At 69.9% G+C, this 25,623-nt stretch carries 25 protein-coding genes; 7 read left to right on the forward strand and 18 right to left on the reverse strand.

Translation table 11 applies throughout. From position 1 onward, the window contains the following. Positions 1 to 44 precede the first annotated feature (44 nt). The 4 genes from CBM2588_RS04515 (at position 45) to CBM2588_RS04530 (ending at position 2,976) form a co-directional block, all read left to right on the forward strand. Positions 45 to 878, forward strand: a complete 834-nt coding sequence (locus CBM2588_RS04515) for a tyrosine-protein phosphatase (RefSeq protein WP_115679546.1) — start codon at positions 45 to 47, stop codon at positions 876 to 878. A 96-nt stretch (positions 879 to 974) separates the two neighbouring features. Beyond that, positions 975 to 1,769 carry a TOBE domain-containing protein gene (locus CBM2588_RS04520; protein WP_115679547.1) on the forward strand — a complete coding sequence of 265 codons (795 nt, stop codon included), beginning with the start codon at positions 975 to 977 and terminating at the stop codon, positions 1,767 to 1,769. 52 nt (positions 1,770 to 1,821) lie between these two features. Next, a complete protein-coding gene (locus CBM2588_RS04525) occupies positions 1,822 to 2,421 on the forward strand; it encodes a LysE/ArgO family amino acid transporter (RefSeq protein ID WP_115679548.1) in 600 nt (199 codons plus the stop codon). Between the two features lie 15 nt (positions 2,422 to 2,436). Then, positions 2,437 to 2,976 carry a class IV adenylate cyclase gene (locus CBM2588_RS04530; protein ID WP_115679549.1) on the forward strand — a complete coding sequence of 180 codons (540 nt, stop codon included), beginning with the start codon at positions 2,437 to 2,439 and terminating at the stop codon, positions 2,974 to 2,976. On the opposite strand, the gene CBM2588_RS04535 is transcribed toward CBM2588_RS04530, so the two are convergent. The 5 genes from CBM2588_RS04535 to CBM2588_RS04555 form a co-directional block, all read right to left on the reverse strand. Further along, positions 2,946 to 3,668 carry a sulfate/molybdate ABC transporter ATP-binding protein gene (locus CBM2588_RS04535; RefSeq protein ID WP_115679550.1) on the reverse strand — a complete coding sequence of 241 codons (723 nt, stop codon included), beginning with the start codon at positions 3,666 to 3,668 and terminating at the stop codon, positions 2,946 to 2,948. The two genes, CBM2588_RS04530 and CBM2588_RS04535, sit on opposite strands and share 31 nt — an antisense overlap. Positions 3,669 to 3,690: 22 nt before the next feature. Further along, on the reverse strand, positions 3,691 to 4,401 hold the full coding sequence (gene modB / locus CBM2588_RS04540) for a molybdate ABC transporter permease subunit (RefSeq protein ID WP_115679551.1): 711 nt from the start codon (positions 4,399 to 4,401) through the stop codon (positions 3,691 to 3,693). An 18-nt stretch (positions 4,402 to 4,419) separates the two neighbouring features. Continuing rightward, the gene (gene modA / locus CBM2588_RS04545) at positions 4,420 to 5,190 is read right to left on the reverse strand and encodes a molybdate ABC transporter substrate-binding protein (protein ID WP_115679552.1); all 771 of its coding nucleotides are present in this window, start codon (positions 5,188 to 5,190) and stop codon (positions 4,420 to 4,422) included. Positions 5,191 to 5,415: 225 nt separating this feature from the next. Further along, a complete protein-coding gene (locus tag CBM2588_RS04550) occupies positions 5,416 to 5,610 on the reverse strand; it encodes a DUF1059 domain-containing protein (RefSeq protein WP_115679553.1) in 195 nt (64 codons plus the stop codon). 80 nt (positions 5,611 to 5,690) lie between these two features. Beyond that, positions 5,691 to 6,632, reverse strand: a complete 942-nt coding sequence (locus tag CBM2588_RS04555) for a 2-hydroxyacid dehydrogenase (RefSeq protein WP_115679554.1) — start codon at positions 6,630 to 6,632, stop codon at positions 5,691 to 5,693. Positions 6,633 to 6,793: 161 nt separating this feature from the next. Between CBM2588_RS04555 and CBM2588_RS04560 the strand changes: the two genes are divergently transcribed. Next, entirely contained in the window at positions 6,794 to 7,324 is a 531-nt protein-coding gene (locus CBM2588_RS04560; RefSeq protein WP_115681388.1) for a nucleoside 2-deoxyribosyltransferase, read from the forward strand. Here the strand turns inward: CBM2588_RS04560 and CBM2588_RS04565 are convergent. From CBM2588_RS04565 to CBM2588_RS04595, 7 genes are all read right to left on the reverse strand, one after another. Next, the gene (locus tag CBM2588_RS04565; protein ID WP_115679555.1) at positions 7,321 to 7,938 is read right to left on the reverse strand and encodes a PqiC family protein; all 618 of its coding nucleotides are present in this window, start codon (positions 7,936 to 7,938) and stop codon (positions 7,321 to 7,323) included. The two genes, CBM2588_RS04560 and CBM2588_RS04565, sit on opposite strands and share 4 nt — an antisense overlap. Then, a complete protein-coding gene (locus CBM2588_RS04570; protein WP_115679556.1) occupies positions 7,935 to 9,608 on the reverse strand; it encodes a PqiB family protein in 1,674 nt (557 codons plus the stop codon). Before CBM2588_RS04570 ends, CBM2588_RS04565 begins: the two co-directional genes overlap by 4 nt. Continuing rightward, the gene (locus tag CBM2588_RS04575; RefSeq protein ID WP_115679557.1) at positions 9,595 to 10,332 is read right to left on the reverse strand and encodes a paraquat-inducible protein A; all 738 of its coding nucleotides are present in this window, start codon (positions 10,330 to 10,332) and stop codon (positions 9,595 to 9,597) included. Before CBM2588_RS04575 ends, CBM2588_RS04570 begins: the two co-directional genes overlap by 14 nt. After that, positions 10,329 to 11,027 carry a paraquat-inducible protein A gene (locus CBM2588_RS04580; RefSeq protein ID WP_115679559.1) on the reverse strand — a complete coding sequence of 233 codons (699 nt, stop codon included), beginning with the start codon at positions 11,025 to 11,027 and terminating at the stop codon, positions 10,329 to 10,331. Before CBM2588_RS04580 ends, CBM2588_RS04575 begins: the two co-directional genes overlap by 4 nt. Then, complete coding sequence (locus CBM2588_RS04585; RefSeq protein ID WP_115679560.1) at positions 11,027 to 12,211, reverse strand: AI-2E family transporter; 1,185 nt, start codon at positions 12,209 to 12,211, stop codon at positions 11,027 to 11,029. Before CBM2588_RS04585 ends, CBM2588_RS04580 begins: the two co-directional genes overlap by 1 nt. Positions 12,212 to 13,076: 865 nt before the next feature. After that, positions 13,077 to 14,213, reverse strand: coding sequence for an HPP family protein (locus CBM2588_RS04590; protein ID WP_115679561.1), 1,137 nt, complete (start codon positions 14,211 to 14,213; stop codon positions 13,077 to 13,079). Positions 14,214 to 14,372: 159 nt separating this feature from the next. Next, positions 14,373 to 14,792, reverse strand: coding sequence for an Lrp/AsnC family transcriptional regulator (locus CBM2588_RS04595; protein WP_115679562.1), 420 nt, complete (start codon positions 14,790 to 14,792; stop codon positions 14,373 to 14,375). A 176-nt stretch (positions 14,793 to 14,968) separates the two neighbouring features. Here CBM2588_RS04595 and CBM2588_RS04600 point away from each other — a divergent pair, with 176 nt between their 5' ends. Next, entirely contained in the window at positions 14,969 to 15,847 is an 879-nt protein-coding gene (locus CBM2588_RS04600) for a dimethylarginine dimethylaminohydrolase family protein (RefSeq protein ID WP_115679563.1), read from the forward strand. 16 nt (positions 15,848 to 15,863) lie between these two features. Next, a complete protein-coding gene (locus CBM2588_RS04605; RefSeq protein WP_115679565.1) occupies positions 15,864 to 16,949 on the forward strand; it encodes an ornithine cyclodeaminase in 1,086 nt (361 codons plus the stop codon). A 40-nt stretch (positions 16,950 to 16,989) separates the two neighbouring features. Here CBM2588_RS04605 and CBM2588_RS04610 read toward each other — a convergent pair whose 3' ends face one another. The 6 genes from CBM2588_RS04610 to CBM2588_RS04635 form a co-directional block, all read right to left on the reverse strand. Further along, positions 16,990 to 17,586 (reverse strand): helix-turn-helix domain-containing protein, encoded by a 597-nt coding sequence (locus CBM2588_RS04610; protein WP_115679566.1) that lies wholly within the window; start codon positions 17,584 to 17,586, stop codon positions 16,990 to 16,992. Positions 17,587 to 18,001: 415 nt separating this feature from the next. After that, a complete protein-coding gene (locus CBM2588_RS04615; RefSeq protein WP_115681389.1) occupies positions 18,002 to 19,321 on the reverse strand; it encodes a sigma-54-dependent transcriptional regulator in 1,320 nt (439 codons plus the stop codon). Continuing rightward, on the reverse strand, positions 19,311 to 21,284 hold the full coding sequence (locus CBM2588_RS04620) for a sensor histidine kinase (protein ID WP_115679567.1): 1,974 nt from the start codon (positions 21,282 to 21,284) through the stop codon (positions 19,311 to 19,313). The genes CBM2588_RS04615 and CBM2588_RS04620 overlap by 11 nt, the downstream gene beginning before the upstream one ends. A gap of 166 nt (positions 21,285 to 21,450) precedes the next feature. Further along, a complete protein-coding gene (locus CBM2588_RS04625; RefSeq protein WP_115679569.1) occupies positions 21,451 to 22,761 on the reverse strand; it encodes a dicarboxylate/amino acid:cation symporter in 1,311 nt (436 codons plus the stop codon). A gap of 556 nt (positions 22,762 to 23,317) precedes the next feature. Further along, a complete protein-coding gene (gene hutG / locus CBM2588_RS04630; RefSeq protein ID WP_115679570.1) occupies positions 23,318 to 24,301 on the reverse strand; it encodes a formimidoylglutamase in 984 nt (327 codons plus the stop codon). After that, positions 24,298 to 25,596, reverse strand: coding sequence for an MFS transporter (locus tag CBM2588_RS04635; RefSeq protein ID WP_115679571.1), 1,299 nt, complete (start codon positions 25,594 to 25,596; stop codon positions 24,298 to 24,300). Before CBM2588_RS04635 ends, hutG begins: the two co-directional genes overlap by 4 nt. Positions 25,597 to 25,623: the final 27 nt, after the last annotated feature.

The raw sequence follows: 25,623 nt of genomic DNA on the forward strand, positions 1-25,623 counted from the left end.
CACCGGCACCGGCGCGCCCCGGCAACGACAAACTGGAAAGAACAATGCTCAAGTGGCTTCAACGCGCGGCATGCCCGCATGCCTTCGCGGCCATGCCGCCAACACCGGCGGCGAGCGGCGCCGTGCCGCACATGCCGGAGGTGCCGGACCTGGTATTCGAGCGCATCAGCAACGCGCGCGACCTGGGCGGACTGGTGGGCGCGCAAGGACGCCGCGTGCGCCACGGCCGGCTCTTCCGCAGCGGCAACCCGGCGCTGGCGAGCGATGCCGACCTGGAGCGGCTGCAGGCGCTCGGGCTCGACATGGTGGTGGACTTCCGCTCGCCCGGCGAGAAGTCGCCGGGCGAAGCGGCCTTCGGCCAGCGCTTCCGCTGGCAGGCGGTGCCGGTGCTGGAAGGCAGCATGGCGATGGATGTGCTGATGCCGCGGCTGCGCGCCAGCACGCCGGCGCAGATGGATGCCTTCATGCTCGAGGTGTACCGCGATTTCCCGGTGCGCTACCGCGCTGCCTTCGCCGGCTTCATGCAGACCGTGCAGGGCGGCCAGACGCTGCTGTTCCACTGCACCGCGGGCAAGGACCGCACCGGCTTCGCCGCGCTGCTGTTGCTGGCCGCGCTGGGTGTCGGCCAGGACGACATCCTGGCCAACTACCTGGAATCGAACCAGCGCAACGCGCAGTTCAATGCGGCCGCGCTGGCGCAGATGGGCGGGCTCGGCATCGATGCCGCGGTGATGATGCCGCTGCTGGAAGTCCGGGCCAGCTATCTCGAGGCGTCGATGCAGGCCATCGACGCGGGCTGGGGCAGCGTCGGCAACTACCTGCGCGACGCGCTGCAGGTCGACGTCGCGCAGCTGCGCGCGCACTACCTGGCCGGCTGAATCACCGGCTCGCTGGCGGGGCGGATCCCGAAATCGGATTACCATAACCGCGTTACCGACTTCATTGCGGTGCCGGCCAGCGGCGCCCGACCCCCAATGCTTGAACTCCAGGGAGCCATCTGGTTCCGCTCCGGCTCGCAGGACTGGGGCGGCAAGGACCGCATCGCGCTGCTCGCCGCCATCGGCGCGCACGGCTCGATCACGGCCGCCGCGCGCGCCGTCGGCATCAGCTACAAGGCGGCGTGGGACGCCATCGACGCGATGAACAACAGCGCCGGCGAGCCGCTGGTGGTGCGCGCCGCGGGCGGCAAGGGCGGCGGCGGCACGCGCCTGACCGCGCGCGGCGAACAGCTGATCCGCACCTATCGCGCGCTCGAGGACGAGCACCGGCGCTTTGTCGCGCAGCTGTCGCGGCTGGGCGAGGGCGCGGCCGACGATATCCACCTGATGAGGCGAATGATGATCAAGACCAGTGCGCGCAACAAGCTGTTCGGGCGCGTGGCCAGCGTCAAGGGCGGCGCGGTCAACGACGAGGTGGTGCTGGAGCTGCCCGGCGGGCAGCGCATCGTCGCCACCATCACGCACGAGAGCGTCGAGACCCTGGAACTTGCCGAAGGCGTCGAGGCGTTTGCGCTGATCAAGGCATCGTCGGTGCTGGTGGGGCTGCCCGACCCGGGGCTGCGGCTGTCGGCGCGCAACCAGCTGGCGGGCGTGGTGGCGCGGGTGATGCCCGGCGCTGTGAACGCCGAGGTGGTGATCGAACTCGACGGCGGCGGCACGGTGGCCGCGATCGTCACCAACGGCAGCGTCGAGGCGCTGGGGCTGCAGGCCGGCGTGGCCGCGGTGGCGATCTTCAAGGCCTCGAGCGTGATCCTCGGCGTAATGGGATGAGTTCCGGGGCGTGCAATAATAGCCGCCCCCAAAGCATGTCGTTTCCCTCGCAATGCACGCCGCGCTGGCTGGCTTTTCCCTCGGTCTTTCCCTGATTCTTGCCATCGGTTCCCAGAATGCCTTCGTGCTGCGGCAGGGCCTGCGGCGCGAGCACGTGTTCTGGGTCTGCCTGGTGTGCGCGCTGTCGGATGCGCTGCTGATCCTGCTGGGCGTGTCCGGCTTTGCCGTGATGATCCGCGCGTTGCCCTGGCTGGGCGAGGCCATGCGCTATGGCGGCGCGGCCTTCCTCGCCTGGTATGGCGCGCGCAGCTTCATCGCGGCGTGGCGCTCGAACGCGGTGCTGGATCCCAGCGATGCCGCGCCGCGGCCGCTGGCGCCGACGCTGGCCGTGTGCCTGGCCTTCACCTGGCTCAATCCGCATGTGTATCTCGACACGGTGACGCTGATCGGTTCGGTGTCGACCCAGTTCGCGGGCCACGCGCGCGAATTCGCCGCAGGCGCCATGACTGCCTCGTTCCTGTTCTTCTTCGCGCTGGGCTATGGCGCGGCGCTGCTGCGGCCGGTGTTTGCGCGGCCGCGGGCATGGCAGGTGCTGGAGGTGGTGATCGGCATCACCATGTGGGTGATTGCCGCGCGTTTGCTGATCGGTTGAACGGAAGGAGCACGGATGCCAAGAAACGTCGAGATCAAGGCGCGCATAGACAGCGTCGAGGCGCTGTTGCCGCGCGCCGCCGCACTGGCCGACCACGGACCCGAATACATCTGCCAGGACGATACCTTCTTCCGCTGCGCCAACGGGCGGCTCAAGCTGCGCGAGTTCGCGCCGGACCGCGGCGAACTGATCTTCTACGCGCGCGCCGACGAGGCTGGGCCGAAGGAGAGCTTCTACATCCTGTCGCCGACGCCATCGCCCGGCACGCTGCGCGCCGCCTTGGCCGCCGCGCACGGTGAGGGCGGGCGCGTGCGCAAGCTGCGCACGCTGTACCTGGCGGGACGCACGCGCGTGCACCTGGACCGGGTCGAGGCGCTCGGCGATTTCCTGGAGCTCGAAGTGGTGCTGGCCGATGCGGAAAGCGTGGCTGACGGCGTGGCCGAGGCCCACGCCCTGCTGGCCCGCCTGGGCGTTCCCGCGTCCGCCTTGATCGAAGGCGCGTACGTGGACCTGCTGCGCGCGGCTCAGGCCACGCGCGCCGGCACCGGCGCGTAGACCGGCGGGTGGTGGCGGCTGGTGCCGCTGCCGAAGATGCGGCCTTCGCGGATTTCGAGCACGTGGTCGCCCAGCGCCTCGACATCGGCCGGGTCGTGCGAGATCACCAGCATCGGCACGTCCAGGCTGGCCTGCAGCGTGCGCAGCTCCGCCCGCATGCGCGCGCGCAGCGCGGGATCCAGCGCCGAGAACGGTTCATCGAGCAGGACGATGTCGGGCTGCGCCACCAGCGCGCGCGCCAGCGCCACGCGCTGCTTCTGGCCGCCGGAGATCTCCGCCGGGTAGTTGCCGGCGATGTCGGCCAGGCCGAAGGCATCGATCCAGCGCTGCGCCTGCGGATGCGCGGCGCCGCGGCGCGGATTGCGCCAGCCGCGCGCCAGGCCGAAGCCGATGTTCTGGCCCACGGTCAGGTGCGGGAACAGCGCATATTCCTGGAACAGGTAGGCCACGCGGCGCTCCTGCGGACGCACGTCGATGCCGGCGTCGGCGTCGAACAGGGTGCGGCCGTTGAGCACGATGCGGCCGCTGTCCGGCGTCAGCAGCCCGGCGATGGCGCGCAGCGTCAGGCTCTTGCCGGCGCCCGAAGGGCCGAACAGCGCAATGCGCCGGCTGGCCGAATCGAATTCGATATCGAGCCCGAAGTGGCGGTCGGCCGAGACCATCTGCTTGCGGATGCTGACGTGCATGCTCATGGCGATATGCGTGGCCCTAACGTTAGCGGACGCGCGGGCGCAGGCGCCGGCGTTCGTAGAGTTCAGCGGGATGGCGCGCGGCCGCTGGCACCAGGCGTCCGGCAATCACCAGCAGCAGCACGCAGGTGACGGAGGTGACCAGCACCAGCAGGTTGGCGGTGTTGTCGTCGCCGGCCTGGACCGCCTCATAGATGGCCACCGACAGGGTCTGGGTGCGCCCGGGCAGGTTGCCCGCGATCATCAGCGTGGCGCCGAATTCGCCCAGCGCGCGCGCAAACGCCAGCAGCACGCCGGCGATGATGCCGCGCGCCGCCAGCGGCAGCGTGACGCGAAAGAAGATGCCGGCTTCGGGCACGCCCAGCACGCGCGCGGCGTTCTCCAGCTGGTGGTCGACGCCTTCGAAGGCGGCGCGCGCGGACTTCAGCACCAGCGGGAAGGCGACGATGGTCGACGCCAGCACCGCGCCCTGCCAGGTGAAGACCAGCTCGATGCCGAGCCGCGCCAGCCACTCGCCGAACACGCCACGGCGCCCCACCAGCACCAGCAGGTAATAGCCCAGCACCGTCGGCGGCAGCACCAGCGGCAGCGTCAGCACCGCGTCGACCACGTCGCGCAGCGGCGAGCGCCAGCGCGCCAGCGCCCAGGCCGCGCCGACGCCGAGCACGGCGTTCAGCGCGGTGGCCCAGCCCGCCACCTTCAGCGACAGCAGCAGCGGTACCCAGACGGCATCCATGGCGTGCGCGCCGCGGCGTCAGGGCTTGTGGAAGCCGAAGCGCGACAGGATGGCCTGGCCTTCCGGCGAGGCGACATAGTCGACGAACTGCCCGGCTTCCTTCGGCTGGCGTGCCTGGCTGGTGACGGCGATCGGGTAGGTGACCGGCGTGCGGCTGGGCACGCGCACCGCCACTTTGACCTTGTCGGGCATCACGGTGGCGTCGGTGGCAAAGACGAAGCCGGCCTCGACCTCGCCGCGCGCCACGTAGTCCAGGCTCTGGCGCACGTTCTGCGCGGGCACGCCCTTGGCGGCGACCGCGTCCCACAGCCCGGCTGCTTCCAGCGCGCCGCGGGTGTAGCGGCCCACCGGCACCGAGGCCGGGTTGCCGTAGGCGATGCGCCGGACTTCCGGGCGCGTCAGGTCCTGCAGCGAGGCGATTGCCAGCTTGCTGTCGGCCGGCACGATCAGCACCACCTGATTGGCGGCGAAGTTGCGGCGCGAGGCCGGCGCGATCACCTTTTCGGCCTCGGCCTTGTTCATCGCCTCCTGGTCGGCCGAGGCGAACACATCGGCCGGCGCGCCCCTGACGATCTGCTGCATCAGCACGTCGGAGGCGCCGAAGTTCAGCACCACGTGCGTGCCGGGGTGGGCGCGCTCGTAGGACTCGGCCAGCGCTTTGAAGGCGTTGGTCAGGCTGGCTGCGGCGGACACCACCAGGTCGGCGGCGAAGGCAGGCGGGGCGGCCAGCGCCAGCATCGCGGCGGCGGCCAGCAGCAGCCCGCGGCGGCGGGAACGGAAGGCAGGCATCGGAATCCTCGGGAAGCGGCCACCGGCATGCATGGGCATGCGCGGCAAGGCCGGAGCGGGGTGGACTGTCAGGCGCAATATACGTCTGTATATAGCGAGGCGTCAATGATGCGCCATGACGGGTGTCAGGGGTATTCAAAGCGGCATAAGTGCGGTATCAGGGGCTGCGAATGAACCCCGGGCGAGGGAACGGCTGGCGCCTGCCCGGCGCCAGCCCTGCCGGCTTCAGGCCGGCGGCGTGCCTTCCTTGAACATGGATCTCAGCTGGCTGCGCAGCTCAGGCGTGTCCTGATGCTGGTGCACCGCCACCGCATGCTGGACCGCGGCTTCGAGCAGTTCGTCCTCGCTGTCGGCGCTCAGCGCGACCGTGCAGTGGGTGTCGCTCGGATACTCGCGGCAATCGATAAACTTGCGTGCCATGATGCCTCCTGACGCCGGCCCGCAGGGTGGGCTGAGCCGGTGCCTCCAGTATAGGCACGCGGTCCTTGCCGGTTGGTGCCCTAGAGCACCGGCGTCAGCACCTTGCCGCCGGCCAGGAAGGCGTCGAGGTTCTGCAGCGTCAGCGCGGTCATGGCGGCGCGCGTCTCGTGCGTGCCGCTGGCCATGTGCGGCGCCAGCACGACATGGTCCATCGCCAGCAGCGCCGGTGGCACGTTGGGCTCGTCCTGGAACACATCGAGCCCCGCGCCGCCGAGCCGGCCTTCGGCCAGCGCCGCGACCAGCGCCGCCTCGTCGACCACGCTGCCGCGCGAGACGTTGACCAGGATGCCGCGCGGGCCGAGCGCATCGAGGATCTCGCGCGAGACCAGCCCCGCGGTCGAAGGCCCGCCGACGGTGGCGACCACCAGGAAGTCGGCCCACGTTGCCAGCGCCTTCAGGTCCGCTTCGAAGCGCCACGGCGCGCCTGGGCGCGGGCGGCGGTTGTGGTAGGCGATCTCCATGTCGAAGCCCTGCGCGCGTCGCGCGACGATCTCGCCGATGCGGCCCAGGCCCAGGATGCCCAGCTTCTTGCCGGAGACGCGCGTGGTCAGCGGGAAGCCGCCCTGCGGCCAGCGCCCGGCGCGCACGAAGCGGTCGCCATGGGCGATGCCGCGCGCCGCGTCGAGCAGCAGCCCGAAGGCGAGGTCGGCGACGCAGTCGTTGAGCACGTCGGGCGTGTTGCTGACCTGGATGCCGCGCGCACGCGCTGCGTCGAGCGCGATCGCGTCATAGCCGACGCCGAAGCTGATGATGGCTTCCAGCCTCGGCAGCGCATCGATCAGCGCGGCACTGCAGCCGTGGCGCGCCGAGGTCACCACCACGCGCACCTGCTGCCCCTCGCTGCGCGCCCAGGCCAGCGGATCGGCCTGCTGCCACAGCGCCGCGGCGCCGTACTGTTGTTGCAGGGTGGCATTGGCCGGCGGCGCGAGCGGGCCGACCTGGAGGATCTGGGGAGCGGGCATGGGGAGGAGGAGGTCGAGGCGTGACCGGCAATGTTAGCGCAAGGGCCGGCCCCGCGCCGGCGCCCGGCCGGGCGTGGGCGCGCAAGCTGTGCGATGTCCGGGCGGCGGGTTATGCTGCAAGCCTCGCGGCCAAGCGCCGCGCCACGCTGCTTCCACGTGCCATGACCACCATCTACCTCGCCGGCTTTGACGTGTTCCGCAAGGACGCGCGCGCCTGGGGCGAGCATCTCAAGGCGCTGTGCGCGACGCACGGCTTCACCGGCCTGTATCCGCTCGACCAGTCCGCGCCCGAAGGACTGTCCGGGCCCGACACCGCACGCTGGATCTATGACGCCAATATCGCGCTGCTGCGGCGCGCCGACCTGGTGATGGCCAACCTGGATGACTTCCGCGGCCCGGGCGAGGCGGATTCCGGCACGGCGTTCGAAGTCGGCTTCGCGGTGGCGCTGGGCAAGCCCGTGTGGGCCTACAGCGCCGATGCCGGCACGCTGCGCGAGCGCGTCACGGTGGCCACCGATGCCGACGGCACGCCGCTGGATGCGCGCGGCTTTACCGTCGAGGACTTCGGGCTGGGCAAGAACCTGATGCTGGCTTGTCCGGTCCGGCTGGTGCAGGGCGGAGCGGCCGAGTGCCTGGCGGCCATGGCCGCGGCCCGGCACGACCTCGACGCGGCCCTCCGCAGCGGCGGCTAGCGCCGCAGCGCCTGCACGCCGGCCGCGATATCGTTGGCGGTGCTCGCGACGATCTCGCGATACGCCGCCACCACGCCGTCGACCGCGCCCGGCGCGGGCAGCTCGGCCTGGGTCCTGCCGCTGACCACCTTGCCATCGGGCAGCCGGCGCACGGTCCAGTTGATGGTGGCGCCGGCACGCTGGCCCACGTCGGCGTCCAGGCGCAGCACTTCGGTGGTGATGCGGTACAGCGGCTGCACGTCGGACAGCCCCTGCTGGTAGGTGTCGACCGCGCCCAGCGTGGCCTGCAGGCGCTGCGACAGCGCATCGCGCAGCTCGTCCGGCAGCGGCGCGGACCAGCGCGACAGGTCCAGCAGCCGCACGCCGGCATCGCCGCTACCGTTCTGGCCATCGCGCACCACCAGTTGCGGCCGGTTGAGGCGCTCCGGCACGCGCACCGGCGCCACTTCCAGCCACAGCGTGTCCGTCGACGGTGCGGCTGCCGGTGCTGGCGCCGCCACCGCGGCGGGGCCTTGCGACAACGTGTAGTAGCGCGGCTCGGGCGAGGCGCAGCCTGCCAGTACCGCCGCGGCGAAGCTGGCGCAGGCCAGCGTGAGCGGAAGGCGCTTCATCATTCTTTCTCCGGCTTGCCGCGCAGCAGCGCTTCAGGGTGGCGTTCCAGGTAATCGGTCAGGGTGCGCAGCGACGTGGCGGTGCGCGTCAGCTCCTGCAGCATGCGGCGCGTATCCTGCTGCAGCGGCGCATCCGACGCCAGCGTGCCGTTGGCCGCGGTCAGGGTCTTGCGCGCGTCCTGCAGCGCGGCCAGCACCTGCGGCGCGACATCGCCGTTGAGCTGCTGCACCAGCTTGTCGGCGGTGGCCAGGGTCTTGTTCAGGCTCGTCACCGTGGTGCGCAGGTCCTGGCCGATCTGGTCGAACGGCACCTTGTCGATGCGGTTGACGATGTCGCCCACCTGCGCCTGCAGCTGGTCGAAGGCGCCGGGGGTGGTGGGGAACTCCGGGATCGGCGCGTCCAGGTCGACCTTGACCGGCGCCGCCTTCGGGAAGAAGTCGAGCGCCACGTACAGCTGGCCGGTGAGCAGGTTGCCGGTGCGCAGCTGCGCGCGCATGCCGCGCTGCATCAGCCCCTGGATGATCTTGCGCGCGCGCTCGCGGTCTTCCACGTCGCGTTCGCGGAAGCCCATGCGCGACGGGTACAGCTCGACCACCACCGGCATGCGGAAGGCACGCTTCTCGCGCTGGAATTCGATGCCGATCGAGCGTACCTGGCCCACTATCACGCCGCGGAAGTCCACCGGCGCACCCGGCGACAAGCCGCGCACGGACTGGTCGAAATTGAGCACCGCCAGCGTCGGCGCCAGTTCTTCCGGCTCCTTCATCGCCTCGGCCTGGTCGCCGGCCAGCAGGAACTGGGTGTTCTCGGCGGCGGCGTCGGTGGCGGTGGTGTGGTCAGGGGCCTGGAAGGCGACGCCGCCCAGCAGCACCGTTACCAGCGATTGCGTCGACAGCTTGAGCCCGCCGGCATCGAGCTTCAGGTCGACCCCGCTGGCATGCCAGAAGCGCGTGTCGGCGGTGACCAGCTTGTCATAGGGCTTGTTGACGAACACGCGCAGCGTGATGTCGCGACCATTGGGGTCGAGCTGGTAGGCCACCACCTGCCCGACCAGCACGCGCCGGTAGTAGACCGGCGAGCCGATGTCGAGCGAGCCCAGCTCGGACGCGCGCAGCACGAACTGCTTGCCGGAAGCGTCGGTGGTCACCACCGGCGGCACTTCCAGGCCCTTGAAGTCGCGCGCGGATTCGTTCGACTTGCCCGCGTCGACGCCGATATAGGCACCGGACAGCAGCGTCTCCAGCCCCGACACGCCACTGGCGGCGAAGCGCGGGCGCACCACCCAGAAGCGGGTGTCGGCGACGGCGAAGTTCTCGGCGTCCTTGGTCAGGTCGATCGACGCCACCACGTGCGAGCGGTCGCGCGCCAGGCGCACCGACTTGACCAGGCCGATGTCGACGTCCTTGTAGCGCACCGCGGTCTTGCCCGGGATCAGGCCTTCGGCGGTGCGGAAGCTGACGGTGATTTCGGGCCCGCGCGAAGCCAGCGTGTGTATCAGCAGCGAGACTCCGACCACCGCGGCGACGATCGGGATCAGCCACACCAGCGAGGGCAGCCAGCGCGCGCGGCGCCGCCGTTCGGGCCGGGGCAGGCCGGACGGGGGTGGCGAAGGCGGAGAGGGCGGAGAGGGCGGCATGGCACCCGCCGGGGCTTGGTTGTCAGTGTCGGGCATTGTCAGGTTCCAGCGAATCCCACAGCAGGCGCGGATCGAAGCTGAGCGAGGCCAGCATGGTCAGTACCACGACCGCGCCAAAGGCGAGCGCGCCGCCGCCGGGGATGATGGTGGCCAGCGCCCCGGCCCGCACCAGCGAGGCCAGCAGCGCCACCACGAAAATATCGAGCATCGACCAGCGGCCGATCACCTCCACCAGGCCGTACAGCCGGGTCTGCTGCCGGATCCGCCAGCTCGAGCGGAAATGCACCGACAGCAGCAGGAAGGTCAGGATCACCATCTTCAGCAGCGGCACCACGATGCTGGCGATCAGCACCAGCACGGCCAGCATGTGCGAGCCGGACAGCCACAGGTAGATCACGCCCGACAGGATGGTGTCCTGCTGCGTGCCGAGGATGGACTGGGTCACCATCACCGGCAGCATGTTGGCAGGAATATAGAGGATGTACGCGGCCAGCAGGAGGGCCCAGGTGCGCGCCAGGCTGTCGGGCTTGCGATGGTGCAGGGTGGCGCCGCAGCGCGGGCAGGGCGAGCCTTCCAGCGCGCGCGGGCTGACCAGGTCGCATGCATGGCACGACACCAGCCCGAGCCGGCTGGCGGTGGGCACCTGCGGCAGCGGAGTGTTCTCGTCGTCGTCGGTCAGTTCCGCCACCACCTCGCGCGCGAGCTGGCGCGGACGGGCCAGGCGGCCGGCGCGCGGCGGCGGTCGCTGCGGCTGCGTCATCGGCGCTCCCGGTCGGCCGCCGCGGCCTTGTCGTCGGGCGTTTCCAGGTGGCGCCACAGGTCGCGCGGATCGAACGACAGCATCGCCGCCAGCACGATCACCAGCGCGGCGAACGACCACAGCGCAATGCCGGGCAGCACGCGCGCCATGGTCGAGAGCTTCACCAGCGTCACCAGCACGCCGATCATGAAGACCTCGATCATGCCCCACGGCCGGGTCTGGCGGATGCCGCGCACGATGCGGTCGAAGCCGGCCGGCATGCGGTGCTGTGCCATCGGCACCAGCAGGTAAGTCATCATCAGCAGCTCGGACAGCGGAAACAGGATGGTGGTGGCGAACACCAGTGCCGCCACCAGCGCCATCTGGTCCGCATACAGCGCCTGCACCGCGCCCAGCAGCGTGGTCTGGGTGCGCACCCCTTTCAGGTCCATCTCGACGATGGGGTAGGCGTTGGAGATCAGGAACAGGATCAGCGCGGTGATCACCAGCGGCAGCAGGCGGTGGTAGTGGCGCCGGCTCTCGCGGTAGAGCTGGCCGCCGCAGCGCAGGCACAGCGCGCGCTCGCCCGGGGCGATCGGCGTGCGCTCGTAGACGGCGTCGCAGTATTCGCACGCCACCAGCCGGTGCAGCGCGGCCGGCGAGGTGTCAGGCAGTGCGGTCTCGGGCGGGGCCGGGGGTACGTCGTGTGCCGCCATCAGCCGGACCGCTTGCCGGTGGTGGCCGGCGGCACATCGGGGTTGTCGACCACGGCCGGGGCCGATGCCGGGGCGGACGCAGCGGCCGGTGCCGGCGCGGATGCCAGCGCCGCGCCCTGCTGCAGGTCGCGCTGCAGCTCGCCCTGCGAGCCGATGGTCCAGTCGCGCAGCAGGGCATAGGCCACCGCCAGCAGGGTCGGGCCGATGAACACGCCCAGGAAGCCGAACGCCAGCGCGCCGCCGAGCACGCCCAGCATGATCCAGATCAGCGGCATGCCGGTGCCCTTGCTGATCAGCAGCGGCTTGACGATGTTGTCGGCCATGCTGACCACGCCCACGCCCCACACCACCAGGAAGATGGCCCAGCCGGTGGCGCCGGTGTGGTACAGCCACAGCGCGGCCGGCAGCCACACCAGCGGCGGCCCGACCGGCACCACCGACAGGAAGAAGGTCACGAAGCCAAGGATGGCGGCGCCCGGCACGCCCGCGATCCACAGGCCGATGCCGGCCAGCACGGCCTGGATGAAGGCGGTGCCCAGCACGCCATAGACCACGCCCTTGACAGTGCTGCCCGCCAGTTCCAGCAGGTGGTCGGCGCGCTCGCCGGCGATGCGGCGCATGCCGGCGCGCAGCCAGGCAATGGCGAACTCGCCGCCGGTGTAGAAGAAGAATGCCAGGATGATCGACAGCGCCAGCTGCCCCAGCCCGGCCCCGATCGACAGGCCCGCGCCCAGCAGCACGTGCCCGACCGGCGCGATCAGCTTGCGCAGGTTGGCGACCATCTCGGAATCGGCATTGATCAGGCTGTCCCAGGAGTTTTGCAGGTAGCTGCCGACATAGGGCAGGCTGCTCAGCCACAGCGGCAGCTGCGGCAGCCCCTGCTCCATATAGCGGTCGACCAGCGCGGCGAGGTCGTCCAGGTGCGCGGAGAAGCTGGCGCCGGCATAGACGAACGGGCCCAGCACGATCACCGTGGCCAGCAGCACGCAGATCAGCGCGGCCAGGCCGCGGCGGTTGCCGAGCCAGCGCGACAGCACGGTGTAGGGGTGCCAGGAGCTGAACGCCAGGATCGCGCCCCACAGCAGCGCGGTGGTAAACGGCGCCAGGACCAGCAGCGAGCCGCCGATCAGCACGATCAGCGCGAAGACGGCGGCGATTTTTTCGATTAACTGGCCGGAACTCATGGTTGGGGTCTCTGTTTGTCCCTGGGGGTTGGGTGTGACGGGGACGGCGTAAATATAGCTTATGGGGGGTGGGGGGATGGGAAAGGGGGTGGTGCTGGTGGTGACATGCTGTCGGCTTTTGGACCGCCTGGTTCCGCCCCGCTGGGCGGGTCACTTTTTGGCCGAGCGCCAAAACGTAACCAAAAAGCGCGTTTACTGCCCTGCGGGCGGCATGTCTTATCGTAGTGTGCGCAGGGTTTTCGTACGGGGCTTGGCTTCCTCATATAGCGGGACTGCCTGCCGCGGTGGTGCGCGACGGTGGGAGGGGCCTTGGAATGATGGTTGAACGAGCCCAGAGCGCGGAGTGGTCCCTGCTGCCGGCCTTACCTTAGGAACGCCTACGGCTGCGCTGCGCGCCGGCCCTATCGCGCGGCGTGTGCCCTGGCACGGGACGCATCGCTGCGCTCGCTTGGCGCTGCCGGTGCGACTCGGGCCGGCGGATCGCACAACGCATTTGGCTGCATTCGCGCAAACACCCAATGCCCGCCAGCGCAATCGAGCCTGCGCAGCAGCCGCAGGCGTCCCCGCGATACGGCCGGCAGCAGGCTGCCTACACCCTCATTGGGATCGTCCAATAGTGGGTGATCGAAGGCACCGCCCCTGACTCACATAGCGTAGCAGGGCCGAACGGGCAACCACGCCCAAGCGGAAAGCACCACCGCCCGAGCCACCAACACCGTGAAATTGATTGCCAGCCGCACAGGCGACGCGTTTTTTGGTCCCTTTTTGGCGCTCGGCCAAAAAGGGACTCGCCGGCTACGCCGGCGAAACAGCAGCGCCCGCCAAGCACGACGCCCAACCGCAAGCCAAAAGGCCGCCCCACCCCTCAATCCGGTACCGCCATCACCCCACTCTTCAACAACGCCGCCACCAGGTCCGACTGCGTCACCATCCCCACCACGCGCCGCTGATCATCGATCACCGGCGCATGATGCAGCCCGCCGTCGGAGAACGCCTGCGCCAGTTCCACCATCGGCTGCTCCGGCCGCGCCGTGACCACGGCATGCGTCATCAGGTTGCGCACGGTGCCGGCCAGACGCCTCGCGCCGGTATCGCGCTGCGCCGCAAAGAAATCGCTCTGCGTGATGATCCCCACCAGCTTGCGCGTCGCATCCACCACCGGCAGGGCCTTGATGCGATGCCGCGACAGGAGATGCCCGGCTTCATGCGCGGGCTGGTCCGGCGTCACCGTGATCACGTCGCGCGACATGATTTCGCCGCACAGCACGTTGCCGAAATGACGGCGGTAGGCGCGCAGCTGCGCCGCCACCAGGATCTGCTCGAGGTCGTCTTCCTCGATATCCAGGAATTCGCCGCGCACCTTCAGCGCCGCATCCAGGTCCGCGCGGGTCACGCCGACGCGCTGGGTGGGCGGTAAGTCCCGGGTGCCATGTTGAACCGCGGGTTCGGGCGGACGATGCGGGTAGCGCCGGCGCGACAGGTTGTTGAAGGCCAGCGCCATCATCAGCATCAGCATCGAATTGAACAGCACCGGCACGGCCACGAAGCCGAAGCCCAGCGCACTGACCGCCGGTCCGCCGAAGACGGCGGTGATGGCCACCGCGCCGCTTGGCGGATGCACGCAATGGAACTGGAACATCAGGGCAATGGCGACGGCGACCGCGACGGCGGCGGCCAGGCCGGGATCGGGGATCCAGCGCGCGCAGGCCACGCCGACCACCCCCGCGATCAGGTTGCCGCCGATGATCGACCACGGCTGCGCCAGCGGTGAGGCCGGCACCGCGAACAGCAGCACCGCCGAGGCGCCCATCGGCGCGACAAACCAGGAGTTGAAGCCGCCCAGGGTCTGGTGGCTGATCCATTCGGTGCAGAGCAGGCCCAGCAGCGCGCCGAAGCAACTTTTGAGGCGCTCCTTGCGGCTCGCAGCGACCGGCAAGGGAACGAATGTGCGCAGCCAGGCACGGGCAGTATGCGCAAGGGCGGAGACGGGGGCGGTTGGCATTCTTGTAACGGGGGGCGCTTTGGAATGGTGCACGTAATATATCACGGGGTGATATATCGGGTTGCCCTTGGTGCAGTGCATCCCGCTGATGGGGCATGCCGCACCGCACAAGGGCACGGCGGGGGCGAGCCGCCCTCGAGAGGCAGCGCCGCGGCGGCCCTATTTATAGGTCGACAGCAGGATGCTGGTCTCGGTGGCGCTGATGCCGTCGATCAGCCGGATCCGGTCGAGCGCGCGGTCGAAGGCCTCGAGCGTGTCGGCGCGCAGCTCGGCGATGATGTCCCAGCGGCCGTTGGTGGTGTGGAGCGCCTGCACGTTGGGCTCGCCGCGCAGCGCCTGCAGCACCGCGCGGGTCTTGTTCCCCTCGACGGCGACTGTCATCCAGGCACGGATCCGGTGCGACTCGGCCTCCGGCCGCAGGCGCACGGTGTAGCCCACGATCAGCCCTTCCTGCTCCAGCTTGTCCAGGCGGTTCTGCACGGTCGCGCGCGACACGCGCAGCGCCTGCGCCAGTGCCGTCACCGGCGTGCGTGCGTTGTCGCGCAGGAGGGAAATCAGCTGCTGGTCGGTGGCATCCATGGGGCGGGGCGGGGGCGATTGGCAAAGCGCCAGTGACACCTGGCATTTCGCTTAATGGTAGGCGCAAACTGGGCAGTTTGCTGGCTTTTGGCTAACGCGGGCTTGCACCAGAATTCAATCGGGCGATGGATTTCCCTACGCAACCCACCGCCCCGCCACGCCAACCAGGAGCCGCCGTGATCCAGACCCCGACCATCTTGCTAGTCGAGCCCACCTTCTACGACGTGTCTTACAGCATCAACCCGTGGATGGACCCGGCCGCGTGGGCGCGCGATCCGCACGGCATGCACCGCAATGCGATGCAGTCGTTCCACGCGCTGCGCGACGCGCTCGGGCGCGCGGGCTTCGCGGTGGAGGTGGCGCCCGGCGCGCCGGGGCTGCCCGACATGGTGTTCCCGGCCAACGCCGCCGTGGTGCTGGACGGGCGCGCGTTGCTGGCGCGCTTCCGCTATACGCAGCGCCGCGGCGAGGAAGCGCCGTTTGCCGACATCTTCGGCAAGCTGCGCGAGCGCGGCCTGCTCGACGAAGTCACGCTGCTGCCGGAAGGGTGCTACCAGGAAGGGGCCGGCGATTGCATCTGGGACGCGGGGCGCGGCCATTTCTGGGCCGGCTTCGGGCCGCGTTCGTCGCACGAGGCGGCGCAGGTGGTGTCGCGCTATTTCGGCAAGGACGTGGTGGCGCTGGAGCTGGCCACCGAGCAGAGCTATCACCTCGACGTGTGCTTCTGCCCGCTGTCGGGCGGCGAGGTGCTGTACTACCCGCCGGCGTTCAGCGCAGCGGCGCTGCGCGAATTGCGCGCGCGCGTGCCGGCGCGGCTGCGCATCGAGGCCAGCGCCGACGACCTGCGCCATTTCAGCGTCAATGCGGTCAACCTGGACGACCAGGTGGTGATGACCCGTACCACGCCGCACCTGCGCACCGAGCTGGGACGGCGCGGCTACCAGTTGCACGAGGTCGACCTGTCGCCGTTCATGCTGTCGGGCGGCGGCGCCTATTGCATGACCTTGCGGCTGGACCGCAGCAGCGGTCGCGGCGTCGCCGCGGCGGCCGCCTGAGCGCAGGGAGAGGGTCATGAAGAACACCGTCCGATCATTGTTTCTCGACGCCACCGACGTCGCCCGGCTGGTGGCCGCGATCGGCCCGCAGGCCGCCATCGTCGACCTGGCCGTACAGGTGCGCCAGGCGTTCGCGCGCTGGGCCGATTTCGACAAGTCCGCGCGGCTGGCCAGCCATTCGGCGCGCGGCGTGATCGAGCTGATGCCGGTCAGCGACGGCAGCCAGTATGCGTTCAAGTACGTCAACGGCCATCCGCGCAATGCCCAGCACGGCATGCCCACGGTGATGGCGTGCGGCCTGCTGGCCGAGGTGGAAACCGGCTTCCCGCTGATGCTGGCGGACCTGACGCTGGCCACTGCGCTTCGTACCGCGGCCACCTCGGCGCTGGCGGCGCGCGCCATGGCGCGGCCGGGCGCTGCCACCATGGCGCTGATCGGCAATGGCGCGCAGGCGGAGTTCCAGGTGCTGGCCTTCCATGCGATGCTGGGCGTGCGCGAGATCGCCGCCTATGACATCGACCCCGCTGCCAGCGTGCGGCTGATGCGCAATCTTGCCGCCGTGCCCGGCCTGGCGATCCGGCGTGCCGATTCGATCGAGGCCGCGCTGGCCGGGGCCGACATCGTCTCCACCGTCACCGCCGACAAGACCCGCGCCACCATCCTGACGCCGGACCTGGTGCGGCCCGGCATGCACCTGAACGCGGTCGGCGGCGATTGCCCTGGCAAGACCGAGCTGCATGCCGATATCCTGCGCCGCGCCCGCATCGTGGTGGAGTACGAACCGCAGACCCGCATCGAGGGCGAGATCCAGCAACTGCCCGCCGACGCGCCCGTGACGGAGCTGTGGCAGGTGCTGGCGGGCCAGGCCCCGGGCCGCGCGGCGGCGGACGAGGTGACCGTATTCGATTCGGTGGGGTTTGCGCTGGAAGACTATGCCGCGCTGCGCTGGCTCTACGCCGCGGCGCAGGCGCATCGCGCCGGCACCGCGGTGGAACTTGTGGCGATGCCGCCCGATCCGCGCAACCTGTACGGCTGGATGCTGGCGCAGGCGGAAGGCAGCGGCGCCGGCCGGCCAGTGCCACGGCCGGCGGCCGTGGCCTGAAGCGTGGCCTGAAGCGTGATCCGAGGCGTGCCCCGGGGCTTCAGGCGGCGCGGCCCATCATCAGCTGCGCGCGCAGGAAGCCCTTGACCTCTTCGAGCGAGGGCGTCTTCAGGAACACCATGATGCCCCAGTGCTGCAGGGCATCGGCCACGCCGTCATAGGCCTGGCGGTTGGTGATGACGGCAAAGATGACGTGCTGGCTGGCAAAGAAGTTCTGCAGCTTCTCGACGGTGGCCGACTCGGCATCGTTGAGCTCGTCGACGTAGTAGAGCACCACGCGTGGATGCTCGCTGACCGAGGTGATGACGGTGTCGAGCACATCGTCCACCACCACGCTCTTGAGCGGAAGGCCCCATTTGGCGAGCTGGCCGTGGATGCGCTGCGCCTCCTGGTGGTTGGGGTGGAACACCACCAGGTCGAGCCCGTGCGGCGACGCCGACTCGGGCCCGATGCGCGTCGCCAGCAGGCGATGCACGGTTTCCTTGTGGATGCGCCGATGGCCGCCGTTGGTCTTCCAGGCCCCCAGTTCGCCGCGCTCGACCATCTTCTGGACGGTGCCCAGTGAGACGTTGAGCAGTTTTGCCGCTGTCCGCGTGCTGTAGTAAGGCTTTTCAGCCAGTGCCGGATCAAGTTTCATCCCATCACCCGTAGTCCATAGGCAGTCGCGCCCTCATGGCGCACGCGGCCCCTGGCACTGGCGCCGCGCGTTTGTCACTGCCAACAGTTGACTGACCCTGTGTGCCCGGCCCGCTCCCCCGCCGGCCAGGCTGCTTTTTGTGGTTGTTTTGATCTTTTGTGCATTTCCAGCAAGCGCAGCGCGATCCCAATGTATTGGATGTGTCGATGCTGGATTTGCTGGAAGCTAATAATATGCCGCAAACGACAAAGTATCTGTAGGAAAAAACATAAATCTGCGGGGCTTTTGTTTTTTAACGCACATTGAGTGCGTTGTGATGACAACAGGTTGTCAGTGCAGACCTGCCAGCATCGTCATGGTTCCCATGACTGCAATGTCTGCAGCGCTTGCTGAATTCAGCGGGTGCTTCACAGCTTCACAATCCGTGCTTGCGCACCTTGTCGAACAGCGTGGTCTTGGCCACGCCCAGCGCTTCGCTGGCGCGGCTAAGGTTGCCGTCGTGGCGGCGCATGGCGTCGGCAATCAGCGCGCGCTCGAACTGCTCGACGGCCTGCGCGAGCGGCATGGCCTCGGGTGCGGTGGCGCCCTGGCCGGGGTTGCAGCCGAGGCCCAGCACATGGCGCTCGGCGAGGTTGCGCAGCTCGCGCACATTGCCCGGCCACGGGTAGGCCACCAGCGCCGACAGTTCCGCGGGCGTGGCCGGCACCGCATCGCGCTCGAAGCGCAGCGCGGCCTGCGCGACGAAATGTTCAAACAATGCCGGCACGTCCTCGCGCCGCTCGCGCAGCGGCGGCAGTTCCAGCGTGATCACGTTCAGTCGGTAGTACAGGTCGGCGCGGAACTGGCCGGCATCGGACAGCGCGCGCAGGTCGGCCTTGGTGGCGGCCACCACGCGGGTGTTGACCGGCACCGGCTGGTTCGAGCCCAGCCGTTCCACCACGCGTTCCTGCAGCACCCGCAGCAGCTTGATCTGCAGCGGCATCGGCATGCTCTCGATCTCGTCGAGAAACAGCGTGCCGCCTTCGGCATGCTCGACCTTGCCGATGCGGCGGCGCGCGGCGCCGGTGAAGGAGCCGGCCTCGTGGCCGAAGATCTCGCTTTCGAACAGCTGCTCGGGCAGGCCGCCGCAGTTGATCGCGACAAAGTTGCGCGCATGGCGCTGGCTGGCCTCGTGCAGGCAGCGCGCGACCAGCTCCTTGCCGGTGCCGGTCTCGCCGTGGATCAGCACGTTGGCGTCGGTGCCGGCCAGGTCGGCGATCAGGCGCCGCAGCCGCTCGACCGCGGGCGAATGGCCGATCAGGCGGGTTTCGAGCTTCTCGCGGCCGGCGAGCCGTTCTCGCAGTTCTGATACTTCCAGCGCGAGCCGGCGCTGCTCGAGCGCGCGGCGGGTGGCATCCACCAGTTGCTCGGGCGAGAACGGCTTTTCCAGGAAGTCGTAGGCGCCTTGCTTCATCGCCTGCACCGCCAGCCCGACGTCGCCGTGGCCGGTGATCATGATCACCGGCAGTGCGGGGTCGCGTGCGCGCAGTTGCGCCAGCAGCGCCATGCCGTCCTGCCCGGGCAGGCGGATGTCGCTGACCACCACGCCGGCGTAGCCGGGACCGGCCTCGCGCAGCGCGGCCTCGGCGCTGCCGACGCCGCGCGTGGCGATGCCTTCCAGGCGCAGTGCCTGCTCGCAGCCCAGGCGCACGTCGGCATCGTCCTCGACGACCAGTACGGTCAAATCAGCCGGCATGTTCGGCATCCTGTGAATGGGATTCCAGCGCCAGCGGCAGCACCAGCGTGAAGCAGGCGCCGCCGTCCGGATGGTTGGTGGCGGACAGGCTGCCGCCGTTCTCGTTGAGGATGCCGGCCGACAGCGTCAGCCCCAGCCCCAGCCCCTGGCCCGCGGGCTTGGTGGTGAAGAACGGTTCGAACAGCCGCGCGAAGGCTTCCTCGGACAGGCCGGCGCCGTTGTCGCGCACGGTCAGGTGGACCATGCCCCCGGCCACGTGCGCATGCAGCGCGATGCGCGGGCCGGGCCTGCCGGCGACCGCGTCGAGCGCGTTGCCGAGCAGGTTGACCAGCACCTGTTCCAGCCGGTTGGGGTCGCAGACTACCGTTAGCGCCGGGTCGACATCGCGCTGCAGCGCCGGCTGCACCGCCTCGACGCGGGTCTGCAGCAGGAACAGCGCGTTGTCCACCGCCTCGGCCAGTTGCGCCTGGCGCCTGCCGTGGCCGGGTTTGCGCGCGAACGACTTGAGCGCGCCGGTGATGCGGCCCATGCGCTCGACCAGGCCGATGATGGTGTCGAGGTTGGCACGCACCGTGGCGTAGTCGCCGCGCTCGAGGAACTTGCCGGTATTGCCGGAGATGGTGCGCAGCGCCGCCAGCGGCTGGTTCAGCTCGTGCGCGATGCCGGTCGACATCTGCCCGACCGCGGCCAGCTTGCCGGCCTGCAGCAGCCCGTCCTGGGCCTGGCGCAGCACGGTCTCGGCGCGGATGCGCTCGGTGACTTCGGCCTGCAGGCGCTGGTTGGTGGTGGACAGGTCGGCGGTGCGCTCGGCCACCTTGCGTTCGAGTTCGCTGTTGGCCGCCTCCAGCGCCGCGCGCGCCGCCAGGCGTTCGTTGATGATGCGCCGGCGCACGTTCCAGGCCGCGCCCAGCAGCAACACGAATGCGGTCAGCACGCCGGCCAGCGCCGCGGTGTTGAGCGCGGCCACGCGCGCCTGCGAGGTATTGGTCAGCAGCGTCAACTGCCAGTCGGTGCCGGGCAGCGCGGCATGCTGGGCCAGCATCGGCGGGCCGCGGCGCAGGCGCACCAGCTCGTCGCTGCTGCTGCCGTTGCCGTTGTCGAGCTTGCGCACCAGGGCCAGCGGCAGCTGCGGCAGCGGGGCCCGGTTGTACTGCAGGCTGCGCGCCAGGCGCTCGCGCGCCTCGGCCGACAGCGGGCGCAGCGCGGCCAGCTTCCACGACGGGTCCGAGGCCAGGATCACCACGCCGTTCTCGTCGGTCAGCAGCATCTGGCTGTCGGCGCCCTGCCAGCGGTTTTCCAGCGGCTCCAGGCCGATCTTGACCACCGCCACGCCCACCGGGTTGTCGCGCTCGCCCAGCGGCGCCGACAGGTAGTAGCCGGACTCGCTGCGCGTGGTGCCGACGCCGTAGAAGCGGCCCAGCTGGCCCTCCATGGCCGAGCGGAAATACGGGCGGAAGCCCAGGTCTTCGCCGAGGTAGCTGTCCGGGCGCTGCCAGTTGCTGGTGGCCAGCACCTTGCCGTGCGCATCCAGCACATAGATCACGCGCGTGCCGGCGCGGGCGTTGAGGGCGGCCAGGTATTCATTGGCGCGCGCGGTGCGCGCGGCGTCGTCGGGGCGCAGCAGCAGCGCGGCGATGCGCTCGTCCAGCGACAGCAGGCCGGGCACGTAGTCGTAGTGGGCCAGCTCGCTTTCCAGTGCCTGCGTGTACAGGCGCAGCTGCACCTGGCCGCGTTCGGCCTGGCGCGCCAGCGCGCCGTCATAGGTGTAGCGGTAGCCGAGCGCGCCCGCCAGTCCGACCAGCACGGCCAGCGCCAGCAGCGCCAGCAGCGGCGCGGCGCCGCGCAGGCCGTGCGGCAGGCGCGCGCCGTTGGCCGCGCCAGGGGCAGCGCAGGCCGCCGAGGCAGCGGGGCTGGCGGCGGGGGCGCGGGAGGTATCGCCGGGAGGGTGTAACGGGCCAGTCATCAGGTGTTGGGCGAGGCAGGTGGCATAGCCGCCGCGCCGGCAATGGCTGGAGCCGGGCGCGGGAGCCTACTTTTACCACACCAATGGGGGGTGCCGGCCGCCGCAATGCAAAAAGGCCCGGTTGCCTGATCGGCAACCGGGCCCCTGGCACGCCAGGCGGACGGTGTTACTTGGCCGCCAGGGCCTGGGCAGGTGCCAGGCCGGTGGTGGTATCCGCGGCGGGTTCATCCTCCTCGGACGTTACCGGCGCGCCGATGGCGCCTTCGCTTTTGGCGACGACGGCGGTGGCAATCGCATTGCCGAGCACATTGGTCACGGTGCGACCCATGTCGAGTACGTGGTCGATGCCCAGCACCAGCAGGATGCCGGCCTCGGGCAGGCCGAACATCGGCAGCACGGCGGCGACCACCACCAGCGAGGCGCGCGGCACGCCGGCGATGCCCTTGCTGGTGACAAGCAGGACCAGCAGCATGGTGATCTGCTGGCTCAGCGACAGCTCGATGCCATACACCTGCGCCACGAACAGCGCGGCAAACGAGGTGTACATGATCGAGCCGTCCAGGTTGAACGAGTAGCCCAGCGGCAGCACGAAGTTGGTGATGCGCTCCTTGACGCCGAAACGGGTCAGCTGGTCGATCACCTTCGGGTAGGCCGATTCGCTGCTGGCGGTGGCGAAGCCGATCATCAGCGGCGCGCGCATCTGCTTGAGCAGGCGGAACACGTCACGGCCCAGGAAGAAGTAGCCGCCGGCGATCAGCGCCACCCACAGCAGCGCCAGCGCCAGGTACAGGCTGCCCAGCAGCTTGGCGTACACCACCAGCACGCCCAGGCCCTGCGCGGTGATCACCGCCGCGATCGCGCCGAACACGCCCACCGGGGCAAATGCCATCACGTAGTTGGTGACCTTCAGCATCACCGTGGCGAGGCCTTCGATGCCTTGCAGCACCGGCTTGCCGACGCCGTCCTTGACGGTGCCCAGCGCAAAGCCGAAGAACAGCGAGAACACCACGATCTGCAGGATCTCGTTGTTCGCCATCGCCTCGACGAAGCTCTTGGGGAACATGTGCGCGATGAAGTCGCGCAGGTTCAGCGCCCCGGTCTTCAGGTTCGAGCTGGCGTCCGCGGCCGGCAGCGCCAGGTTCATGCCGTGGCCGGGCTGCAGCAGGTTGGCCATGACCAGGCCGAGCAGCAGCGAGGTGACCGAGGCGCCGATGAACCACATCATCGCCTTCATGCCGATGCGGCCGACGGCGCGGCCATCGCCCATGCTGGCGATGCCGGCCACCAGCGTCGCGAACACCAGCGGGCCGATGATCATCTTGATCATCCGCAGGAAGATGTCGGTCAGGATGGACAGGTGGTTGGCAATCGATTTGGCGGTGGCAGCATCCGGCGCCAGGTTGTGCGCGGCGGTGCCGGCCAGCACGCCTAGCAGCATCGCAATGAAGATCAGGGTGGGCAGTCGATTCAGTTTCATCGTGGATCAGGCCTGTGCGACCGTTCCCGGGACCGGGACGGGCGACTGTGTATTGCAGGAAGGCTGGGCGACGTCGGGGCGCCGGGCCGGCCGTGTCAGGGTTCAGCGCGGCAACAGGTGCCGGGGGTGCGCCGGGATGGCGATGGGGGTGGGCAAGGCGGGGTCGGTCATGGGTGTGTCCTCCTTTGTTTTTTCGGCATCGGCCGGGACGCTGGGGGCGTGCCGGCGTACCTGTCTGGCGCTGTGAGCGGCGGCCTATATTGCACGCGCCGTGCCAGCACAAAGGTCTCGCAGGAGCACTGCAAGCCATTGAATGCAAAGGAGAAAATAAAGTGATTCCGGCGCACGGTTCGGGAAACCGGATCTTCTGGCGGAGGCGCCGTTCGGGAATCCGAACGGCGATCTAGGTGTAAACCCGGGGGTTTTGGGGGTGGAGGGGATGGTCTGCCGCAGGTTTGCTCCCCTCCCCCGCAGCGCGGGAGAGGGGCCGGGGGGAGGGGCCGGTGGGGAGGGAAGAGAGAGTAAGCCGTCGCGGGACGAGGACCGTGCCGCTTGTTCAGCCGCCCAGCAGCCGGTAGCACAGTCTTGCCGCTACCCGCGCGCCGCAGCCGTCGCGGTCGTACAGCGGGTTGAACTCGGCAAGGTCCGCCACGCGCAGCTTGCCGCTGTCGCGCAGCAGCGTGGCGATGGCCTCGACCACCGCCAGCGGCACGCCGTAGGCGGCCGGGGCCGAGACGCCGGGCATGGTCGCGGCGGGCAGCACGTCGAGGTCGATGCTCAGGTAGACGTGGTCGGCATCGGCGACCCAGCGCTCCAGTTCGGCCAGGCGCGCGTCGAGGTGGCGCTCCTGCAGGTCGGTGTCCTCGACCTGGCGCACCCCCAGCGCGTGCGCGCGCGCAAACAGCGCGGCGGTATTGGCCAGCCGGCTGACGCCCAGGCAGGCGTAGTCGAACGGCAGGCCGCGTTGCCGGCAGTCGTCGGCGATCTGGTCGAACGGCGTGCCCGAGCTGCCGGGGCGGCTGCCGCGCAGGTCGAAATGCGCGTCGAGGTTGACGATCAGCACGCGGCCGCGGTCGCCGCGCGCATCCAGGTGCAGGCGCAGGCCCTGCCACGTGCCCCAGGCCACTTCATGCCCGCCGCCCAGCACCAGCGGCCAGGCGCCGACCGCCAGTTCGGCGGCCACGGCGCGGCCCAGGCGTTGCTGCGCGGGCTCCAGCGCATCGCCTTCGCAGTGGATGTCGCCGCCGTCGATCAGGCGGCCGATGCCGTGCGCCGGCACGCCGGCCAGCGCGCGGCGGATCTCGCGCGGGCCGGCGGCGGCGCCGGGCCGGCCCTGGTTGCGCACCACGCCGGCGTCGCAGCAGAAGCCCAGCAGCACCGGCACGCCGGGCGTGCGCGGCGTGGCGGGGCCGGCGACGACCTCGAACAGGCGGCGGGTGTCGCCGGCCTCGCCGGTATCGCGGCGGCCGCGCCAGACCGTGTCGTGGCCGGTGGCAATCGTCGCCTCGGTTGCCGGCGCGAAGTCTGCCAGGTCGCTCATTTCAGCCGGCGCCCCAGGGTTTCGGGCACCATCAGGAGGCCAAGCAGCGACACCAGGCCGCAGCCGATCACGTACAGCGCCGGGGCGTTGGCGTCGCCGGTGGCCTGGATCAGCTGGGTCGAGAAGTACTGCGCGAAGCCGCCGAAGATGGCGATGGCGACGCAATAGGCGATCGACAGGCCGGTGGCGCGCAGGCGCTTGGGCAGCACCTCGCTGACCAGCACCATCGACGCCGGCGCGGTCATCGACATCGGCACCGACAGGCATGCCACCACCACCAGCAGCCGCGCCAGGGAGGGTTCGGCATTGATCAGCACGAAGGCCGGGTACACCATCGCCAGCAGCGCCACGCGCGACCACAGCACCACCGGCTTGCGGCCGACGCGGTCGGCCAGCCAGCCGGCGAACGGCGACAGCGCCACCTGCACCGCCGCGGCGACGCAGCCCGCCCAGATGCCCAGCGACAGCGGCATCTTCAGCACGCTCACGGCGTAGTTGCTGAGGTAGTAGACGACGATATAGGTGGAAGAGGCCAGGCCGATCATCAGCAGGATGCTGGCAAAGACCTCGCGCGCATGCTGGCGCAGCAGCGGCCATTGCGCGGCGTGCTCGCCGTGGTGCGCGGGCGTGGCGGTCTCTTCCAGGCGGCGGCGGATCAGCAGGCCGACCGGGATCACCAGGATGCCGATCAGGAAGGCCAGGCGCCAGCCCCAGGATTCCAGCTCGGCCGGCGCCAGCAGGTTGCTCAGCACCAGCCCGGTGACGGCGCCCAGCAGCGCCGCCAGGCCCTGGCTGAACGGCTGCCAGGCGGTATAGAAGCCGCGCGTGCGGTCGTCGGCGTATTCCAGCAGCAGCGCGGTCGACGCGCCCATCTCGCCGCCGATGGCGAAGCCCTGCACCAGCCGCGCGATCACCACCATGATCGGCGCCAGGATGCCGATCTGCGCGTACGGCGGCGTGACCACGAAGATCAGCGAGCTCAGGCCCATCAGCCACAGCGTCAGCGCCACCGCGGGCTTGCGCCCGGCGCGGTCGGCGTACATGCCGATCAGCAGGCCGCCGAGCGGACGCATCAGGAAGCCGACGCCGAAGGTGGCGAACGACATCAGCAGCTGGCCGGTAGGGTTGTCGACGGGAAAGTAGAGGCGGCCGATCAGCGTGGCGAAGAAGCTGTAGACCACGAAATCGTAGAACTCGAGGCCGTTGCCGATGGTGATGGCGGCAATGGCGCGGGTGCGCGACAGCTGCGGTTGCGGCGCCGCGACCGCCATGCCGGCGGTGGTGTCGATGGACATGGGTGTCTCCGTAGGAATATGGCCGCG

It is taken from the genome of Cupriavidus taiwanensis, assembly GCF_900250075.1.
GTDB lineage: Bacteria > Pseudomonadota > Gammaproteobacteria > Burkholderiales > Burkholderiaceae > Cupriavidus > Cupriavidus taiwanensis_C.

Bases quoted from the DNA above. Each gene is read 5' to 3' on its own strand.
- CBM2588_RS04515 (WP_115679546.1), top strand. From the start codon at position 45: ATGCTCAAGTGGCTTCAACGCGCGGCATGCCCGCATGCCTTCGCGGCC.
- CBM2588_RS04520 (WP_115679547.1), top strand. From the start codon at position 975: ATGCTTGAACTCCAGGGAGCCATCTGGTTCCGCTCCGGCTCGCAGGAC.
- CBM2588_RS04525 (WP_115679548.1), top strand. From the start codon at position 1,822: ATGCACGCCGCGCTGGCTGGCTTTTCCCTCGGTCTTTCCCTGATTCTT.
- CBM2588_RS04530 (WP_115679549.1), top strand. From the start codon at position 2,437: ATGCCAAGAAACGTCGAGATCAAGGCGCGCATAGACAGCGTCGAGGCG.
- CBM2588_RS04535 (WP_115679550.1), bottom strand. From the start codon at position 3,668: ATGAGCATGCACGTCAGCATCCGCAAGCAGATGGTCTCGGCCGACCGC.
- modB (WP_115679551.1), bottom strand. From the start codon at position 4,401: ATGGATGCCGTCTGGGTACCGCTGCTGCTGTCGCTGAAGGTGGCGGGC.
- modA (WP_115679552.1), bottom strand. From the start codon at position 5,190: ATGCCTGCCTTCCGTTCCCGCCGCCGCGGGCTGCTGCTGGCCGCCGCC.
- CBM2588_RS04550 (WP_115679553.1), bottom strand. From the start codon at position 5,610: ATGGCACGCAAGTTTATCGATTGCCGCGAGTATCCGAGCGACACCCAC.
- CBM2588_RS04555 (WP_115679554.1), bottom strand. From the start codon at position 6,632: ATGCCCGCTCCCCAGATCCTCCAGGTCGGCCCGCTCGCGCCGCCGGCC.
- CBM2588_RS04560 (WP_115681388.1), top strand. From the start codon at position 6,794: ATGACCACCATCTACCTCGCCGGCTTTGACGTGTTCCGCAAGGACGCG.
- CBM2588_RS04565 (WP_115679555.1), bottom strand. From the start codon at position 7,938: ATGATGAAGCGCCTTCCGCTCACGCTGGCCTGCGCCAGCTTCGCCGCG.
- CBM2588_RS04570 (WP_115679556.1), bottom strand. From the start codon at position 9,608: ATGCCCGACACTGACAACCAAGCCCCGGCGGGTGCCATGCCGCCCTCT.
- CBM2588_RS04575 (WP_115679557.1), bottom strand. From the start codon at position 10,332: ATGACGCAGCCGCAGCGACCGCCGCCGCGCGCCGGCCGCCTGGCCCGT.
- CBM2588_RS04580 (WP_115679559.1), bottom strand. From the start codon at position 11,027: ATGGCGGCACACGACGTACCCCCGGCCCCGCCCGAGACCGCACTGCCT.
- CBM2588_RS04585 (WP_115679560.1), bottom strand. From the start codon at position 12,211: ATGAGTTCCGGCCAGTTAATCGAAAAAATCGCCGCCGTCTTCGCGCTG.
- CBM2588_RS04590 (WP_115679561.1), bottom strand. From the start codon at position 14,213: ATGCCAACCGCCCCCGTCTCCGCCCTTGCGCATACTGCCCGTGCCTGG.
- CBM2588_RS04595 (WP_115679562.1), bottom strand. From the start codon at position 14,792: ATGGATGCCACCGACCAGCAGCTGATTTCCCTCCTGCGCGACAACGCA.
- CBM2588_RS04605 (WP_115679565.1), top strand. From the start codon at position 15,864: ATGAAGAACACCGTCCGATCATTGTTTCTCGACGCCACCGACGTCGCC.
- CBM2588_RS04610 (WP_115679566.1), bottom strand. From the start codon at position 17,586: ATGAAACTTGATCCGGCACTGGCTGAAAAGCCTTACTACAGCACGCGG.
- CBM2588_RS04615 (WP_115681389.1), bottom strand. From the start codon at position 19,321: ATGCCGGCTGATTTGACCGTACTGGTCGTCGAGGACGATGCCGACGTG.
- CBM2588_RS04620 (WP_115679567.1), bottom strand. From the start codon at position 21,284: ATGACTGGCCCGTTACACCCTCCCGGCGATACCTCCCGCGCCCCCGCC.
- CBM2588_RS04625 (WP_115679569.1), bottom strand. From the start codon at position 22,761: ATGAAACTGAATCGACTGCCCACCCTGATCTTCATTGCGATGCTGCTA.
- hutG (WP_115679570.1), bottom strand. From the start codon at position 24,301: ATGAGCGACCTGGCAGACTTCGCGCCGGCAACCGAGGCGACGATTGCC.
- CBM2588_RS04635 (WP_115679571.1), bottom strand. From the start codon at position 25,596: ATGTCCATCGACACCACCGCCGGCATGGCGGTCGCGGCGCCGCAACCG.